The organism is Pseudochelatococcus contaminans (assembly GCF_014195635.1).
Lineage (GTDB): Bacteria > Pseudomonadota > Alphaproteobacteria > Rhizobiales > Beijerinckiaceae > Pseudochelatococcus > Pseudochelatococcus contaminans.
This window is the reverse complement of sequence record NZ_JACICC010000005.1, coordinates 60,394-75,654: the sequence shown is the minus strand read 5'-3', so window position 1 is coordinate 75,654 and position 15,261 is coordinate 60,394. Positions and strand designations below refer to the sequence as shown.

17 protein-coding genes are annotated in these 15,261 nt (G+C 58.4%); 8 read left to right on the top strand and 9 right to left on the bottom strand.

The window, feature by feature from the left end:
• Position 1 precedes the first annotated feature (1 nt).
• The 8 genes from FHS81_RS10960 to FHS81_RS10925 all read right to left on the bottom strand — a co-directional run bounded on the left by FHS81_RS10960 (position 2) and on the right by FHS81_RS10925 (position 8,045).
• Positions 2-922 (bottom strand): RDD family protein, encoded by a 921-nt coding sequence (locus FHS81_RS10960; protein ID WP_183752921.1) that lies wholly within the window; start codon positions 920-922, stop codon positions 2-4.
• On the bottom strand, positions 922-1,995 hold the full coding sequence (locus tag FHS81_RS10955) for a stage II sporulation protein M (protein ID WP_183753258.1): 1,074 nt from the start codon (positions 1,993-1,995) through the stop codon (positions 922-924). The genes FHS81_RS10960 and FHS81_RS10955 overlap by 1 nt, the downstream gene beginning before the upstream one ends.
• Positions 1,995-3,314, bottom strand: a complete 1,320-nt coding sequence (locus FHS81_RS10950) for a DUF58 domain-containing protein (protein WP_183752919.1) — start codon at positions 3,312-3,314, stop codon at positions 1,995-1,997. Before FHS81_RS10950 ends, FHS81_RS10955 begins: the two co-directional genes overlap by 1 nt.
• Positions 3,314-4,270, bottom strand: a complete 957-nt coding sequence (locus tag FHS81_RS10945) for an AAA family ATPase (protein WP_183752917.1) — start codon at positions 4,268-4,270, stop codon at positions 3,314-3,316. Before FHS81_RS10945 ends, FHS81_RS10950 begins: the two co-directional genes overlap by 1 nt.
• Positions 4,257-5,537 (bottom strand): hypothetical protein, encoded by a 1,281-nt coding sequence (locus FHS81_RS10940; RefSeq protein ID WP_183752915.1) that lies wholly within the window; start codon positions 5,535-5,537, stop codon positions 4,257-4,259. Before FHS81_RS10940 ends, FHS81_RS10945 begins: the two co-directional genes overlap by 14 nt.
• Entirely contained in the window at positions 5,530-6,267 is a 738-nt protein-coding gene (locus tag FHS81_RS10935; protein WP_183752913.1) for a hypothetical protein, read from the bottom strand. Before FHS81_RS10935 ends, FHS81_RS10940 begins: the two co-directional genes overlap by 8 nt.
• Before the next feature lie 3 nt (positions 6,268-6,270).
• Complete coding sequence (locus FHS81_RS10930; RefSeq protein WP_183752911.1) at positions 6,271-6,720, bottom strand: DUF805 domain-containing protein; 450 nt, start codon at positions 6,718-6,720, stop codon at positions 6,271-6,273.
• A 227-nt stretch (positions 6,721-6,947) separates the two neighbouring features.
• Positions 6,948-8,045: a DNA recombination protein RmuC gene (locus FHS81_RS10925; protein WP_183752909.1), complete on the bottom strand. Its 1,098-nt coding sequence runs from the start codon at positions 8,043-8,045 to the stop codon at positions 6,948-6,950.
• A gap of 103 nt (positions 8,046-8,148) precedes the next feature.
• Here FHS81_RS10925 and def point away from each other — a divergent pair, with 103 nt between their 5' ends.
• Together def and FHS81_RS10915 are read left to right on the top strand one after the other, a co-directional pair.
• The gene (gene def, locus FHS81_RS10920; protein WP_183752907.1) at positions 8,149-8,715 is read left to right on the top strand and encodes a peptide deformylase; all 567 of its coding nucleotides are present in this window, start codon (positions 8,149-8,151) and stop codon (positions 8,713-8,715) included.
• Between the two features lie 24 nt (positions 8,716-8,739).
• The gene (locus FHS81_RS10915; protein ID WP_246374973.1) at positions 8,740-9,354 is read left to right on the top strand and encodes a GNAT family N-acetyltransferase; all 615 of its coding nucleotides are present in this window, start codon (positions 8,740-8,742) and stop codon (positions 9,352-9,354) included.
• Between the two features lie 4 nt (positions 9,355-9,358).
• On the opposite strand, the gene FHS81_RS10910 is transcribed toward FHS81_RS10915, so the two are convergent.
• Positions 9,359-9,505 carry a hypothetical protein gene (locus FHS81_RS10910; protein WP_183752905.1) on the bottom strand — a complete coding sequence of 49 codons (147 nt, stop codon included), beginning with the start codon at positions 9,503-9,505 and terminating at the stop codon, positions 9,359-9,361.
• A gap of 97 nt (positions 9,506-9,602) precedes the next feature.
• Here FHS81_RS10910 and FHS81_RS10905 point away from each other — a divergent pair, with 97 nt between their 5' ends.
• From FHS81_RS10905 to FHS81_RS10880, 6 genes are all read left to right on the top strand, one after another.
• Positions 9,603-10,208 (top strand): 50S ribosomal protein L25/general stress protein Ctc, encoded by a 606-nt coding sequence (locus tag FHS81_RS10905; RefSeq protein ID WP_183752903.1) that lies wholly within the window; start codon positions 9,603-9,605, stop codon positions 10,206-10,208.
• Between the two features lie 63 nt (positions 10,209-10,271).
• Complete coding sequence (pth, locus tag FHS81_RS10900) at positions 10,272-10,910, top strand: aminoacyl-tRNA hydrolase (protein ID WP_183752901.1); 639 nt, start codon at positions 10,272-10,274, stop codon at positions 10,908-10,910.
• Between the two features lie 120 nt (positions 10,911-11,030).
• Entirely contained in the window at positions 11,031-12,128 is a 1,098-nt protein-coding gene (gene ychF, locus FHS81_RS10895) for a redox-regulated ATPase YchF (RefSeq protein ID WP_183752899.1), read from the top strand.
• A 324-nt stretch (positions 12,129-12,452) separates the two neighbouring features.
• Positions 12,453-13,676, top strand: coding sequence for a hypothetical protein (locus tag FHS81_RS10890; RefSeq protein WP_183752897.1), 1,224 nt, complete (start codon positions 12,453-12,455; stop codon positions 13,674-13,676).
• A 187-nt stretch (positions 13,677-13,863) separates the two neighbouring features.
• Positions 13,864-14,829 carry a glycosyltransferase family 2 protein gene (locus tag FHS81_RS10885; protein ID WP_183752895.1) on the top strand — a complete coding sequence of 322 codons (966 nt, stop codon included), beginning with the start codon at positions 13,864-13,866 and terminating at the stop codon, positions 14,827-14,829.
• 6 nt (positions 14,830-14,835) lie between these two features.
• Complete coding sequence (locus FHS81_RS10880; RefSeq protein ID WP_183752893.1) at positions 14,836-15,243, top strand: GtrA family protein; 408 nt, start codon at positions 14,836-14,838, stop codon at positions 15,241-15,243.
• Positions 15,244-15,261 lie beyond the last annotated feature (18 nt).

The window sequence follows — 15,261 nt, the reverse complement described above, 5'->3', positions numbered from 1 at the left end:
GTCAACTTTTTACAGGATCGGCGGCAGTATCGGCGTTTGCGCCCTCGGCGTGATGAAACTTGTCCTCGCGTCTTGTGCCGAACAGACGCAGCTTTTCCAGATGTTCGCGCTGGGCTTTGTAAAACGCGCTCAGGAATGCCAGTTCCTGTCCCGATTTCACAGGGTCGGTATAGCCGATTTTCCTGACGATCGCTCGGGCGATACTCTCGATTTCCGCAGTGACGGCGCGCCTTGCGGGGTCTCGCAGCACCTCTTCCAGCGTTTGCAATTCGTAGGTGCCATAGATATCGAGATGCTCCGGCAGGAAATCGAACATCTCCGCCTCCGGCACAGACGCTGCTGAGGCCACGACCAGATCGGGCAGCAGCACGGAGCGCGGATTGTTGACTACCAGCGTGCCGGCAACCATGTCGCCGAGCCGTTGCCGGCGGCGGTTGGCGAGCGGAACGATGGTGATTGCCAGCACCCACGCCAGCAGCAGCGCGATCCCCCAATTCGACATCGCAGCGGCGGCAAAGACCATTGTCAGCGGTGTGAAAAACTCCACCTCCTTCATCAGGTTACGCGCCGTCACCTGATGCGGCGTAAGGCGCCGTCCGTTTATATTGATGACGCGAATGCCCGCGATCCGCTTGCCCAGAGTGCGGCCATTCCACACCAGCTCCGAGATGATGTAGTAGGGAATGCGGAACAGGAACGCGAGCAGTACGATCAGCACTGTTTCCGCCTCAACCGGCAGCATGCCGCCATAAAACAGCCCGGCAGCACAGATGAAGACGATCAGGTAAGTGATGATGAGGTCGAGCAGTTGCGCGCCAAGACGCGAACCGAGCGTTGCGATGGTGAAATTGACCGGCACACCCTCCGGGGGCACAAATTGCTCGATACGCGGGCCGCTTTTTCTGGTCCGTTTTTTTGTCATCACGAGCGCCCGCGCCTGATTTTCTTCTCGCGGCCGGAAAACAGCAGCCAGCCAAGCCAGAACAGCCCCATGCCCCAGCCGATGGTCAATCGCAATATCGGCGATTGCACCAATTGCCGCAGAAACCCTTCGATGAACGCTGCCGCAATCAGCATCAATCCTGCGAGAATGACCAGCTTGACGGCATCATGGGCCTCATGACGCAATGCCGCTCGCCGGGTTCGTCGTCCCGGCAGCAAAATGGCGAGGCCAAGCCTTGCACCGCCAGCGCAGGCAATGGCGATGGCCGCCAGCTCGGTGACGCCGTGGATCGACAGCCAGGCAAACAGATCGTAGCCCAGCCCCTTTTGGGCGAACATCCCGAAAAATGCCCCTAGGACGAGGCCGTTATAGAAGGTCAGGACGAAACTCGGCACGGCGAGGAAAATGCCGAGCGCGAAAATCAGAATGGCGATCCGGGTGTTATGCGAAAAAAGTGACGAGGAAAATGCCGCCAGCCGGCTGCCTTCATGCCGTTCGTCGCCATAGATCGTCGAACGCAGATAGTTGGCCGATGCTTCCGGTGTGCGCATATCGGCGAGGTCCGGCGGCACGAACGTATAGAACCAGCTCGCATCTTCGATAAACAGCCTGTATCCCGCCGCCATCCCCAGCAACAGCGCCAGAAAACCGATGAACAAAGGCAGGGCGGAGCGGCGCACCGCCTGCGGAATGCCGCGTGTCAGCAGCCGCCCCATCAGGCCGCCGAGGCTTTCCTGTGGCGCGTAAACGACGAGATAGGCACGCGAACAGAGGCTTTCGAGATAGGCCACCAACGCGCGATCCAGCGAAATATCCCGCGCCACGCTCAACGAGTTCATGGCCTGCCTGTATTGCTCGACGAGATCGCGGGTTTCGTCATAGCTCAGCGAGATTATGCCGCCCTTTTCGGCGCGGGTCACGAGCGCATCAAGACGCCGCCAATGCGCCTCGCGCTCCATACGAAAGCGCGCAGACCGCAGCAAATCTGCCTGACTGGCATCTTTATCCAGCGGCGTGCCGGTGTTCATTGGCTCGGCGACGGCGGCAGGCATCATATCATCTCCCGCGATTTGATTTCGATGTAACGCGCGATCAGATCGGAGGTGAGCGCTTCCGGCGTGCTGTCCAGGCACATGACGCCCAGCCGCGCGAGCTTTTCGAGCACGGCACGGCGTTCCTGCAGGATCTGGCGGGCAGCCACGGATCGGGCGATGCTGTCGAGGTCGATCTCGGCAGGTTCCGCAAGCGCCGTCAGTACGGGATCGCGCAACGCGACGTAGATGATGAAGTGGTGCCGGGCCAGCACCTGCATGTTCTCGATCATCAACTCGGCTGTGATGGTGTCGACAAAATCCGAGAATATGACGATGAGCGAGCGGCGCTTCAGACGGGTGGAAAGGTGCGTCAACCCCAGCGTATGGTTGGTTTCCTGTGTCTCGTAACGCAACTGCGCGCACACCGCCTGTAACCGTGCGAAGGCCGAGCGCCCTGGAAATGCGGGCACGAACACACGCGGGCGGCTGTCGAAACTGTAGAACCCGACAAGATCACCCGCGAGCCCGGCGGCCCAGCACATTGCCAATGCTGCATTAATGGCGCGGTCGAGCTTGGGCAGGCCCGCCACGCGCTCCACCATCAGCCGTCCGCTATCCACGCACAGGATAATCTGATGGTTGCGCTCCGCCCGCGTTTCGCGCACCACCAGATCGCGCATCCGCGCCGAGCGCTTCCAGTCGATGCTGCGCGGGTCCATGCCCGGTGCGAAATCACGAAGCTGGTGAAACTCCGAGCCGTCGCCGCGTATGCGCATGTCTTTCTGGCCGCTTTCAAGCGGCAGCATCTGTGTGTTGATGGCGCCCGACAAAACCGGCGATATATCTGGCAGAACGGTTAATTCGCGCTCGACCGGTGTCTTGGTGATGATATCGAGCAGCCCCAAACGCGATTGCCACATAAGCCACAGCGCGCGCACCCTATATTGACCGCGCTGCTTCAGGTGCAGTTTCGTCCATACGGTCGCGCTCTTGCGTCCGGCGTCAGGACCGAGCAGCGACATGTCGTTGTCCCCCGCGCCAAGTTCGTGCGCCACGTCGAGCCGCGCGGCGATCCGCTGGGGCAGGGCACCCCTGCGCGGCAGGATCTCAACGGTGACAGGCACCGTTTGTCCGACGAAACCACGTTCCGGCAGATCGACAGTCACGTTCAGCCTGCTCGACGGAATGGACAGCACCAGATCCGCGAGTACGAGCGCGGCAAGACCGCCCCATATGACATACAGCAGCCAGCCTGCCGCCGTCAGCCAGATGCTGACGATGACGGTCGCGCCCGTGAGGACCAGAACGGCGGCAACGAGTTTCGACGATGGCCGCATCAGCGGGGCGCGTCCACGCGGTTTTTAATGTTGGACAACACGTCTTCCGCCGTGCGGCCGTCGATCTCCGCCGATGGCGAGAGCACGATGCGGTGACGCAAGGCCGGTGCCAGCAATGCCTGCACGTCATCCGGCAAGCCATAGTCCCGGCCTTCAAACGCCGCGCGGACGCGAACCGCCGAGGCCAGCGCATCGGCGGCACGGGTCGAGGCGCCATGCAGGATATCCGGGTCTGATCGCGTGGCGCGGATGAGGTCGACGATGTAAGTGAGGATCGTGTTATCCAGACGGATCTCATCCACCAATGCCCGCCCGGCAGCCAGCGCCTCGGCGGAGACGAGTTGCTGAATGCCGGCGTTGCGCAGATCGGATTGCAGGGCTTGCGCGGCGTGTTTCGATAGAATGGCGATTTCGATGTCGCGATCCGGAAAATCAACCACCAGCTTGAACAGGAAGCGGTCGAGTTGGGCCTCGGGCAGGGGATAAGTACCCTGCTGCTCAATGGGGTTCTGCGTTGCCAGCACGAAGAAATTCGGCCCAAGCGAATAGTCCGTGCCGTCGATGGTCACGGTTCGCTCGTTCATCGCCTGCAACAATGCCGACTGCGTTTTCGGCGGGGCGCGATTGATTTCGTCGGCCAGCAGGATATCGGTGAATACCGGCCCCTTGGTGAGATGAAACTGACTCGTCTGGAAGTTGAAGAGGTTGACGCCCAGCACGTCGCCGGGCATCAGGTCCGGTGTGAACTGGATGCGGCGATACTCCAGATCCATCACCGCCGAAACGGAACGCGCGAGCAATGTCTTTGCCGTGCCCGGCGGACCTTCCACCAGACAGTGGCCGCGTGCGAAGATCGAGATCAGCACGAGGTCGACGAGCGCTTCCTGCCCCTGAACCGCCTTGCCGATTTCGCCACGCACGGCGGCGATCAGGTTACGAAATTCATCCAGATCCAAGGTCGGTGCTCCTCATTAATTGCCTGAATGTCTCAAGATTATGATGCAATTCCGAAGGCTGCATCGTGGGTCCATGCTCAATCAGCGTTTGCGACACGGACCGCAATTCGCTCGCCCGTGCTTCATCCCGGCGGGACAGGCGTTGAAACAGCCGCTCCACGCCGGCCTGATTGCCCGCACCCGAGCCGAACACCCGCACAGCCGCGTCCATAAGCAGATGCTGGACGAATTGCGCCACCATACGGCCGTCATTGCCGGAAATGCGCAGCAACCGCGCCATGGCGTCGACTGCCGCCGTCTTCGATATCTCGACGTTGCCGGACGACTGGCCGGCGGCTTCATCAAGCGGTGGGCCGAAACGATAAGCGCCTCGCCAGAAGCAAATCGCCGTTACGAGCAAAATAGAGACCCAGATGGCCGTCAGTGGATAATCGAAAAGCCGCTCTACGTCCGAAATCGAACGCTCGTAGGTTCGCCCTTCGTCAACAGGCTTTTCTTCATCCAGCAGGCGTGAATCCGTATCCAGATAGATGGGGCGGGTATCTTCGAGGCCACGCAGGTTGCGGATCAGCGACAGCGCGAAGTTGGCATTTTCGGCCAAAGCCAGCCCGTGATTATTCAGGATATCCGGATCGGACAGCAGGTAAAACGTAATTCCGTCCTCGCACTGCAACAGCAGCGCACCGGACGAAAATCCCGCCAACTCCTTGCAGAACTCCGGCACGCCAGGCCGGTCAAATAGCTGCGCCCGATAAAGCGAAACCTTCGCTGGAGGTTCCTGCGCAAGGGAAAGACTGGTTTCCGTAAACACAGGCCCGATACGTCTGATGCGCAATTCCGGGATATAAAGATCATCAAGCATGCGATAAATGCCGTCAGCAGAAGCCAGCATCGAACCACGTGCGATGCCTTCCTTCACGATAGCGTCCCGCCATTTGGGCAGCACGATCAGCGTAGGCAATTCGTGCAGCTTTTCCTCGATGGTCTCCGCTTCGATCGGCGTGCCGGTGTCCGAGGCGTCATCCGTGCCGGCATTCGTCAGCGGTGGCCGCAACGGCAAGATGCGAAAGGATAATTCAGATCGAGCCTGCGAAACGTGCGATCCAGAACGGCTGACGGCTATGCCGTTGGACTGTAACCATGTTTCAAGTCCCTTGCTGCCAACGGCAGAACGGTCATAGGCCACATTTTGCCATGGCGCAGCCAACAGCAATGCTGCCAGACCAAGCAGCAAAAGCACAAAGAGGAGCGGGCCACTTCTATGCATCGGCACGTCCCCCGTTCAGGAGCAGGTCTTGCGCAGTTGCGAGCAGCGCCGCGAACTGGCTTTCGCCTGGCACGCGCCCGCCATAATGAACAAGTTGCGTGTCGCGCAGCAGCGTTTCGAGACCGTTTCTTCCCGGCATGTCAGCGGGCAACCGGCCCATGACGGTGCGTTCGGTATCCGCGCGAAAAAGCCGTGTTCCAGTCATGTCGGCTGCATGAAGAAGGCAACGCCGCAGCAACTGAATAAGCGCTTGCCGTCGATCTTCCATGACGGCTATCCGCCGCAGAAATTGCTCCGGCTTCTCATCTTCTTCTTGCAGTGACGTGCGCCAACTTTCCGGAGCCTCTCCCTGCGGCCGTTTCATCACGCGCGGTGCGGAAGACAGCAGAACACCGCCGCCGCCAAAACGCAGCCATAAACCGATGATTGCCACCAAAGCCAGGACCACCACGATAATCGCAAGCGGCCCGCTAATGACGGGCTCGTTCGGAATAATCTGCGGCGTGTCGGTTATCTTCGCCCGCTCCGATGAGCTCTCGGCATAAACGAGCGAACAACTCAGCCCCTCCCGCCGGCATTGAGTGGTATATTCGGCGTTTGTTGCGCTCCCGAGTTGAAGAGCAGCTTCATTGGCAACAGGGCCGACATTCTGTGCCAGTGCTGACAGGAGTTGTGGCGTTACAGCCAAAAACAGACTCAGCACCAGCACGCAGGCGAGGCGGATGATCATTGCTCAGGCAAAAACGTCTGCCGTTGCCTCTGGGCGTAGCGGATCGGGGCCGAACTTGTTCGCGCCATCGGTGCCGCGCATCACCGAAATAACGAGAATTGCGATGCCGACGACAGCGCCGATATACGGAATGAGACTGAGCACGGCCAGCGCCAGATACCACCAGCCGGAGATATTGCGATCATGAAAGCGACGGACCTGAAGAGCGATCAAAGGAACAATCAGGGCCAGGAAGATAATACCGATCGGAAGTCCGATCGAGATATGCACGGCCGACAGTTCGTCATTGTCGCTGGAAAACAGCGCCAGCAGCAAACCGGCAAAAAGTGAAACCGCGACGAGCACCAGCCAGTAGAAAAGTTGAAACCACCAATACTCGGAACGTGATGCGCGGCCGGAAAAGGTCGCGTATTTCTTTGTCAGAACAGTTCTAATTGCCTCAGTGAATCCCATTTTCCACTCCGTCTATGTCTAAAGTCGGGGTTATATGAATTCCAGACAATTTGCTTTCAAATTTTCTGGGCGGGTCATTATCTGTTGTATGAAAGTGAGAATGTCCATTTTAGATTAGCATATACATACCAAAATCATACGTCATGTTTTGGTTCCAGATTGGAATCAGAATTTATGTATCTTGCCAGATCAATTTTCTTCTACGATTTTCGGATTTCAATGCGCATTTAATCGTCGAATTCAAGGGATGCGATGGCTTCTCCCCGTCGTGTGACTTTTTCCGCTGAAATGCGGATATGTCCAACATCCTCCTGTGCTTGCCGGAAGTGGGTATCGAGTTTGTCCACACGGTCGCGCAACCGGCCGATGTCATCAAGGAGGCGGCGCACTTCCACCTGTATGACGCGCGCCTCTTCCCGCATGCGCGCATCACGCACCAGCGACTGCACGAGCTGGATGGCGAGCGCCAGCAACGAGGGCGATACGATGACGACACGCGCCCGATGCGCCCGCTGCACGACATCTTCAAATGCGGCATGCAAATCAGCGTAGATGGATTCGGAGGGCACAAACAGCAGCGCGATATCCTGCGTCTCGCCCGGTATCAAATATTTTTCGGAAATGTCGCGGATGTGCTGTCCGATATCAATGCGAACACGCTGTGCCGCCCGCTTGCGTGATTCCGCGTCTCTCGCATCCCGGAAAGCCGTCATGCCTTCCAGCGGGAATTTGGCGTCGATGACGAGGGGAGTGTCGCCCGGCAGGTGGACAACGCAGTCGGGACGTTTGCCGGTGGATAACGTGGGCTGGAACTGATACGCGCTGGATGGCAGGCCGTCGCGGATGATGGCTTCCATCCGGCCCTGTCCGAAAGCCCCGCGCGCCTGCTTATTGGCCAACACATCGCGAAGACCGGCCACCTGTCCCGTCAGCTCTCCAAGATTCTTTTGCGCCGCGTCGATGACGGCCAGTCGCTCATTGAGACTGGCCAGATGCACCGCCGTTCGCTGGGTCGAGGCATCGAGGTTTTGCCCGACCCGTTGTTGCAAACCCTCCACACGCTCAGCTACAAAACGCGCGAGATCGTTCTGCCGCGTGCCGAAAATCTCGGCGACAGTCTGCATCCGCCCCGTGAGCTGCGCCTGAAGGGCCTGCATTTCCATAAGGCGGGCGTCCAGTTCCTGCGCTTCGTCCCGGCGCCGGCGCGACAGCGCGCCCACCTGCCAGAGAAGGGCGGCGAGAAGCGCGAAAACAGCCGCACCGGCGGCCGCAATAAGATGCCCCGGTGGCAGCGTTTGGCCAAAAAGCACAATGCTGTCATTCATGACGGCACACTAGCCGATTCGGTTCATCCGTCGAACAAAAAAAGAACATATTGACCTGCGGCGCGAGATTGATTAAGTGGCGTGACTCCGAGGTAAAGCCAGCATGACGATCCTTCCCATCCTTGTTATTCCCGATTCCCGCCTGAAACTCGTTTCCGAGCCTGTCGAGGCGATCACTGACGATGTCCGCAAGCTCGTGGACGACATGTTCGAGACCATGTACGACGCACCCGGCATCGGGTTGGCGGCGATTCAGGTCGGCGTGGCGAAACGTCTGCTTGTTGTGGATATCGGCAGCCGCGAAGATGGCCAGCAGCCGCTTGTCGTTATCAATCCGGAGATCCTCTGGGCGTCGGATGACGAATTTCGTATCCATCAGGAGGGCTGTCTGTCCATCCCCGAGTATTACGAGGAAGTGGAGCGCCCGGCGCGAATCCGCGTCAGATTTACGAATCTGGAAGGGGCCGCGCAGGAAATAGATGCCGACGGCCTGCTTGCTACGTGCCTGCAGCACGAGATTGATCATCTGAATGGCGTGCTGTTCATCGATCACCTGTCGAGGCTCAAGCGCGACAGGGTTAACCGCAGGTTTGCCAAGGCCGCAAAATCCGCCGGTCGTGGCGCAAATGATCTGAAGGCCGACGCGGACGAGCGGCACGACGAGCTATGATTCAAACCGGAGTATAAGTGGGATATGACGTCTTCCGAGAGCGTGGCGGATAACGAGGCAGGTGGACAGGAGGCCGGAGCCTTCGCCCCGACCCGCAAGCAGTTCGTCTGGCGCGCAATGGAGCGGGATGATCTGGAAACGGTACACGCCATCGGCGAGCAGGTGCATCCGGGTTTTCCGGAGCGGATCGAGGTTTTTACCGAGAGGCTAAGGCTCTATGCACCCGGATGTCGGGTGCTGGAGGCTGATGGACAGATGGCAGGCTATGTCATCAGCCATCCATGGCATCCGATGCGCCCCCCCAAACTGGACAGCCTGCTGGTGGCCATGCCGACAAGCCCAGCAACTTTCTATATTCACGATCTTGCCTTGATGCCCGTGGCGCGAGGCAGTGGCGCTGGAGCGCTTGCCGTCAGCTATCTCGTCGCACATGCGGAAGCCATCGGCCTTGCCGATTTGTCACTGGTGTCGGTGAATGCGTCGCGGCCTTTCTGGTTGCGTCAGGGCTTCGAGGTCATCGAAAGCCGGGGCCTCTCTTTGGCGCTACAAAGTTATGATGATAATGATGCGTGCTTCATGATGCGCCGGCTCCCGTTGACGCCTGAGGGTGAGATGTCCGATATCGCATCCCGGGATTGAAGTGTTATCCCATCTGCGCATCTGGTTTGCCCGCTTTTGAACGGACAATGCTGTTGTATTTTCCGGCGGACGTTTTATAAAGCCCCATCGTCCGCGTGACACCCTTGGAGGCACGGGCGTATTCATGGACCGAAAGGTTGCGGCCGTGCATCGTGCGCGGCTGTTTGTATTTCGGTATTCGTCATTGTATCGCGCTCCTGCGGAGTTTATCGACTCAGGAGCGCGCTGGATTTTTGAGGTTATTAGACATGTCCGCTGCAAAACAGCTCAATGCTACGGCGCGCGAGGGAGTTGGCAAGGGGGCCGCCCGTGCAATCCGCCGTCAGGGCCGCGTGCCCGCCGTCATCTACGGTCTCGGTGCTCCTGCCCAGCCGATTTCGCTCGATTTCAATGAAACGAAGCGTCTGATCTACGCCGGAGGCTTCCTCAGCACGCTTTTCGAGATCGAGGTCGAGGGCAAGAAGACGCGCGTCATTCCGCGTGACTACCAGCTCGACAAGGTGAAGGATTTCCCGCTGCACGTGGACTTCCTGCGCGTCGCGAAGGGTGCGAAGATCGAAGTCGAAGTGCCGCTGCACGTCGTTGGCGACGAAGACGCTCCCGGTGTCAAGAACGGTGGCACGCTGAACATCGTTCACCATAAGGTCGCCATTCTGGTTGAGCCGGAGAAGATCCCGGGCTCGATCGAGATCGACGTCAGCAAACTGGAAATCGGCGATTCGATTCACTTCACTGCTATCGCGTTGCCCGCCGGAATCGAGTTCGCTCCCGGCGTCGACGAGAGCGAAGCTGTCGTGACGATTGTGCCGCCGGCTGCTTCTGAAGAGACCGAAGAAGCGCCTGCTGAGGCATGATGATTGACCGGAGCGGCCACATGCTGGGCCGCTCCGGTTTTTGCACGAGAAACGGCGGGTGCGATGAAGCTCATTGTCGGACTGGGAAATCCGGGTGATCGTTATGCGCGGAACCGTCACAACATCGGCTTCATGGCGATTGAAGCCATCGCGCGTGCTCATGGTGCAGCGCCATGGCGCAAGCGGTTTCAGGCGCTCGCCACTGAGGCAATGATCGGCAACGAACGCGTGCTGCTGCTGTTGCCCCAGACCTATATGAATGAATCCGGCCGCTCGGTGGCCGAAGCGGTGCAGTTTTACAAGATACCGCTGGCTGATATCGCTGTCCTTCATGACGAGCTTGATCTTGCGCCCGGTAAGCTGCGCATCAAGACGGGCGGGGGTAATGCCGGTCACAACGGCCTGCGGTCGATCACCGCGCATCTCGGCAATGATTATCGCCGTGTGCGGCTCGGCATTGGTCATCCGGGCGACAAAGCCCGCGTGCATGGCTATGTTCTGGGCGACTTTTCGAAGGCCGAGATGGAGTGGGTCGACGACCTTGTTCGTCTTGGCGCCGATAACGCGCCGTTACTTGCCCGCGGCGAGGATGCATCATTTCAGAACAAGGTTCATCTTGGCATGGAGGCCAGAGGGTGGACTGACGCGCGCGCGGCCGAGTCTGTTCCCGGCGCTTCGGCTGGAGGCAAGCGGCCAGACTGATCGTGGCCGGTTGACGCCGGTTGTGCTCTGGGGCAAGCATGCGCCCGGCATCATCTGCTCCTTGCGGGAGCTTGGCTATCAGGGGATGCGGCGTTCGGATCGCGCCGCTTGCGAGGCAATATGGGTTTCAAATGCGGCATTGTCGGACTGCCGAATGTTGGCAAGTCCACTCTTTTCAACGCTCTGACGCAAACAGCGGCAGCACAGGCGGCGAATTATCCGTTCTGCACCATTGAACCGAATGTCGGTGATGTCGCCGTGCCGGATTCGCGTCTTGACGTGTTGGCAAAGATTGCTGGTTCGGGGCAGATCATCCCGACGCGCCTGACATTTGTGGATATTGCCGGTCTTGTTCGCGGCGCCTCGCGCGGTGAGGGGCTTGGCAACCAGTTTCTCGCCAATATCCGCGAAGTGGATGCGATCGCCCATGTCGTGCGCTGCTTCGAGGATGGCGATATTACGCACGTCGAGGGACGGATCGATCCGATCAACGATATCGAGACAATCGAAACCGAGTTGATGCTGGCCGATCTCGACAGCCTTGAGAAGCGCGTCGTCGCGCTGGAAAAGCGCGCACGCGGGCAGGATAAGGAAGCGAAGGAAACGCTTGATCTTATCAACCGCACGCTGCCGCTGCTGCGTGATGGCAAGCCGGCGCGTCTCGTGGAGTTGAAGCCGGAAGAGGAACGTGCGTTTTCGCAGCTTGGCCTGCTGACGTCGAAGCCAGTACTTTATGTCTGCAATGTCGAGGAGGGCGCCGCTGATTCCGGCAATGACTTTTCGGCCAAGGTTTTCGAGCGGGCCAAAGCAGAAGGCGCGGTGGCTGTGGTTGTGTCGGCGAAGATCGAAAGTGAGATCGCGGTGCTGCCGCCAGATGAGCAGACGGAGTATCTCGATGCCATCGGCCTTGAGGAACCGGGCCTCAACCGCGTCATTCGTGCCGGTTACAGTCTGTTGGGATTGCTGACGTATTTCACCATCGGCCCCAAAGAGGCCCGTGCTTGGACGATTACCGCCGGCACGCGTGCGCCGCAGGCCGCTGGGGTCATTCATTCCGACTTTGAAAAAGGCTTCATCCGTTCCGAAACGGTCGCCTACGATGACTATGTCGCCTTCAAGGGCGAGGCAGGGGCGCGCGAGGCGGGCAAGTTTCGTCTGGAAGGCAAGGATTACGTCGTCAGCGACGGTGACGTCCTGCATTTCCGCTTCGCGAACTGATACCGCCACTGCAATCCATTCAATCGCTGTCAGCGGCACGGGATGTCTTCCGTGCCGTTCAATCTTGAATGGTCTTGAGGTCGAGGATTGAGCATGACTATGATGAACACTCCGGCCGGCGAAAAACAGCGTTCGCTGAACAGTATTCTTGTGCTTATCGTCGTTGCAGCCATCGTTATTGTCGCTTTCCAGCCTTATTATTTCGGCTATCGGCTTTCACGGGACGACGTCTGGTTTTTCATGGCCAGTACCGAAGGGTTCTGGAAGGTTTGGGATCACGCCTCATCAGTCGCTGTCGACCAGGGACGCATCGGCCAGATTTTTATGCTGCCGCTCAATGTTCTTGGGGCGTTTCTGGTGGGCGATCCCGCGTGGCGTGTCGCTTTTCTCGCGCTGTATGTTCTCCAGCTGCTGTTGTTTGCGATTTTTGTATCCCGGCTGTTGCGGCAAGATATAACGCTTTTCCTCTTCCTGCTGCTGGTCGCTTTGCATCCACTGGCTTTCGAAAATATGCCTCCGAATGCCTATCCGCTTCAGAATACTCTTCCGTTTATCGTTGTTCTGGCGGCGCGATTGATCGTTATCCGCCAGCGACAGAGGGAAGTACCTTCGCGTGCGCAGATTCTGTTTGCGCAGATAGCATTCATGATCGGCATGTTTGTCAGCGAATTCGTGGTAGCTCTTGGAACAGGGCTGCTGATTGCTGAATATCTCGCGCGGTTTCAATGGGGCAGAGAAGCGGGATCAGGGTGGAAAGCTGCACTCCGTTCGGCGTTTGCGCGCCGCTATCTTGTATCGGACGGGCTGGCGGTTTTTATCGTGCTGGTGCCATACGGCATTTTCCGTTGGTTCAATCCGAGCCTCTATGAGGGCAATTCGGTCGGCTCTCTGCTCCACATCAGGCGGCTTTTAGGAACGGCATTCGGGCATATCAAGCAAGGGACGCCGCTGCGTTTTCTCGACCAGCCATTGCCGCCGCTTGAAGGCCCAGACGTTTGGGTTGCAGTTGCTTTCGGCATTGTCGTGGCCGCTTGCCTTTATTACTTGTCCGGGCCTGTTCTGCGTATCCGCACGCCGTGGGCCGTGGCCGTTGTGGCATTCCTTTTGACGATCTATGTCAGTCTTCCCATCGCCATCAGCGCGAAGTACCAGATCGAGTGCATGGATTGGAGCAAATGCGGCTATCTCGATAGCCGGATGTCGTACCTTCCGGCGGTGGCAACCTTGATGGGTATCATCGCCATCATCGGACAGTTGCCGTTTCGACGCGTTTTTATCGGTGCGGTCTGTATTGCAACAGGCGCTGTTGCGACGCTTGTGTTCCTGCATAACGCGGTCGTTGCCGATGACATGCGGCGCTATGATGCCGTCTGGAACCGAGGTGAGACTGTGGCGTGTGCGTCCCCGCAACTGATTGGCGATGAACCGGCCTTCATGGCAACTGTCGATCCCGAAGCATTGGTGGAATTGCATCCTCCGTCCAGCCCGCTCGAATTCTGGCGCGTTTATATTCCATGGCGTGCGGATGGTCGGTGCCGGATAAAATAATATGAATACCGTTGCGTGAGTGAAGTCAGCCTTTCTGGCTGCTGATAAACAGCAGTCAGAAAGGATTTATCGATAATTTATTGGATTCTGTGACACAGAAATTGTGCGTGGTCAGCAAAGGATATATGTGACGTTGGATATCGTTGCCGGGTAATCCGGTCAAAGCCATCGTGGCGGGAAAGTCGGCATGCTTATATCCATCGTCGCCCCCTTTTATAATGAAGAGGCTGTCATAGACGCCTTTTTTACGCGTTTGTCGAAGATCCTTGCCGATCATCTGCCGACATATGATGTTGAATTTGTATGCGTTGACGACGGCAGTTCTGACAGGACACTGGCTTTGCTCACGCAGCGCGCCGCCGCCGACCCTCGTATTCGTGTTGTGGAACTGGCGCGCAACTTCGGCAAGGAAGCGGCGCTGACCGCGGGGCTTACCGTCGCACGCGGCGATGCCGTTATCCCCATCGACTCCGATTTGCAGGATCCGCCGGAAATCATTCCGGAAATGGTTCGGCTTTGGGCCGAAGAGGGATATGACGTTGTGGAGGCAAAACGGGCTGACCGCAGTTCCGACACCCGGATGAAGCGTGTATCCGCCGAAGCCTTCTACAAACTGCACAATGCGATTTCGCAGCATCCAATCCCGCAGAATACCGGCGATTTTCGCCTGATGTCGCGTCAGGTCGTCGATGTGGTCAACTCCCTGCCGGAGCGCCAGCGCTTCATGAAGGGCATATTCGCGTGGGTCGGTTTTCGGCGCACCAGTATTGAGTTCGTCCGCGAGGCGCGCGTGGCTGGTTCCACGAAATGGAATAAATGGCGGTTGTGGAACCTCGCGCTTGAAGGCATCACAAGCTTCAGCACTTGGCCGTTGCGGGTGTGGACCTATCTGGGCGCAGGTATTGCCGGGCTGGCGTTTCTCTACGGTGTTATCCTGATAATAAGCACGCTGATCGGTGGCCGCGACGTGCCGGGTTATGCTTCGTTGATGTCCGCGATCCTGTTCATGGGCGGCGTGCAACTGATCGGCATCGGCGTGCTCGGAGAATATCTCGGTCGGACATATATAGAGAGCAAGCAGCGGCCGGTGTTCATCATCCGCACGGTTCACGAGCGGCCAACCGCTGCCAGGGATTTGCTTGATGAGGCCTGACGCGAGGTGAGCAACCTGCATCATTTGACGGAGAAGGTGCTTCGTCACCCCTTTTTGAGGTTCTGCCTCGTCGGCGGTGTGGCGACAGGCATTCATGCCGTTGTTTTTCTGCTCGTGATCCATGTGGGGGGCTCCCAACTTGCCGGCAACTGCCTTGGCTATGGGGTGGCGAGCATCTGGTCGTATTATGCCAATTGCCTGTGGACGTTTTCTGCCGCGTTGTCGTGGCGGGGTTTCGTGCGCTTCCAGCTTGCGAATTCCATCGTATTGATATGGAGCGTTGTCGCGGCGCTGATCGGCGAAATGCTTGCCTTTCCGCCCTTGGCGACATTGGCGCTCACCGTTGTCGTTGGCCCGGTGCTGAATTATTTTGGACACAGCCGCCTGACGTTCCGCAAGCATACCAGCGCTTGACGGTCGATTTTCGTTAAC

Coding starts and splice junctions, on each gene's coding strand:
- def (WP_183752907.1), top strand. CDS start 8,149: ATGACGATCCTTCCCATCCTTGTTATTCCCGATTCCCGCCTGAAACTC.
- FHS81_RS10940 (WP_183752915.1), bottom strand. CDS start 5,537: ATGCATAGAAGTGGCCCGCTCCTCTTTGTGCTTTTGCTGCTTGGTCTG.
- FHS81_RS10925 (WP_183752909.1), bottom strand. CDS start 8,045: ATGAATGACAGCATTGTGCTTTTTGGCCAAACGCTGCCACCGGGGCAT.
- FHS81_RS10955 (WP_183753258.1), bottom strand. CDS start 1,995: ATGCCTGCCGCCGTCGCCGAGCCAATGAACACCGGCACGCCGCTGGAT.
- FHS81_RS10885 (WP_183752895.1), top strand. CDS start 13,864: ATGCTTATATCCATCGTCGCCCCCTTTTATAATGAAGAGGCTGTCATA.
- FHS81_RS10890 (WP_183752897.1), top strand. CDS start 12,453: ATGCTGCCGCTCAATGTTCTTGGGGCGTTTCTGGTGGGCGATCCCGCG.
- FHS81_RS10930 (WP_183752911.1), bottom strand. CDS start 6,720: ATGGGATTCACTGAGGCAATTAGAACTGTTCTGACAAAGAAATACGCG.
- FHS81_RS10905 (WP_183752903.1), top strand. CDS start 9,603: ATGTCCGCTGCAAAACAGCTCAATGCTACGGCGCGCGAGGGAGTTGGC.
- FHS81_RS10935 (WP_183752913.1), bottom strand. CDS start 6,267: ATGATCATCCGCCTCGCCTGCGTGCTGGTGCTGAGTCTGTTTTTGGCT.
- pth (WP_183752901.1), top strand. CDS start 10,272: ATGAAGCTCATTGTCGGACTGGGAAATCCGGGTGATCGTTATGCGCGG.
- FHS81_RS10910 (WP_183752905.1), bottom strand. CDS start 9,505: ATGCACGGCCGCAACCTTTCGGTCCATGAATACGCCCGTGCCTCCAAG.
- FHS81_RS10915 (WP_246374973.1), top strand. CDS start 8,740: ATGACGTCTTCCGAGAGCGTGGCGGATAACGAGGCAGGTGGACAGGAG.
- ychF (WP_183752899.1), top strand. CDS start 11,031: ATGGGTTTCAAATGCGGCATTGTCGGACTGCCGAATGTTGGCAAGTCC.
- FHS81_RS10950 (WP_183752919.1), bottom strand. CDS start 3,314: ATGCGGCCATCGTCGAAACTCGTTGCCGCCGTTCTGGTCCTCACGGGC.
- FHS81_RS10960 (WP_183752921.1), bottom strand. CDS start 922: ATGACAAAAAAACGGACCAGAAAAAGCGGCCCGCGTATCGAGCAATTT.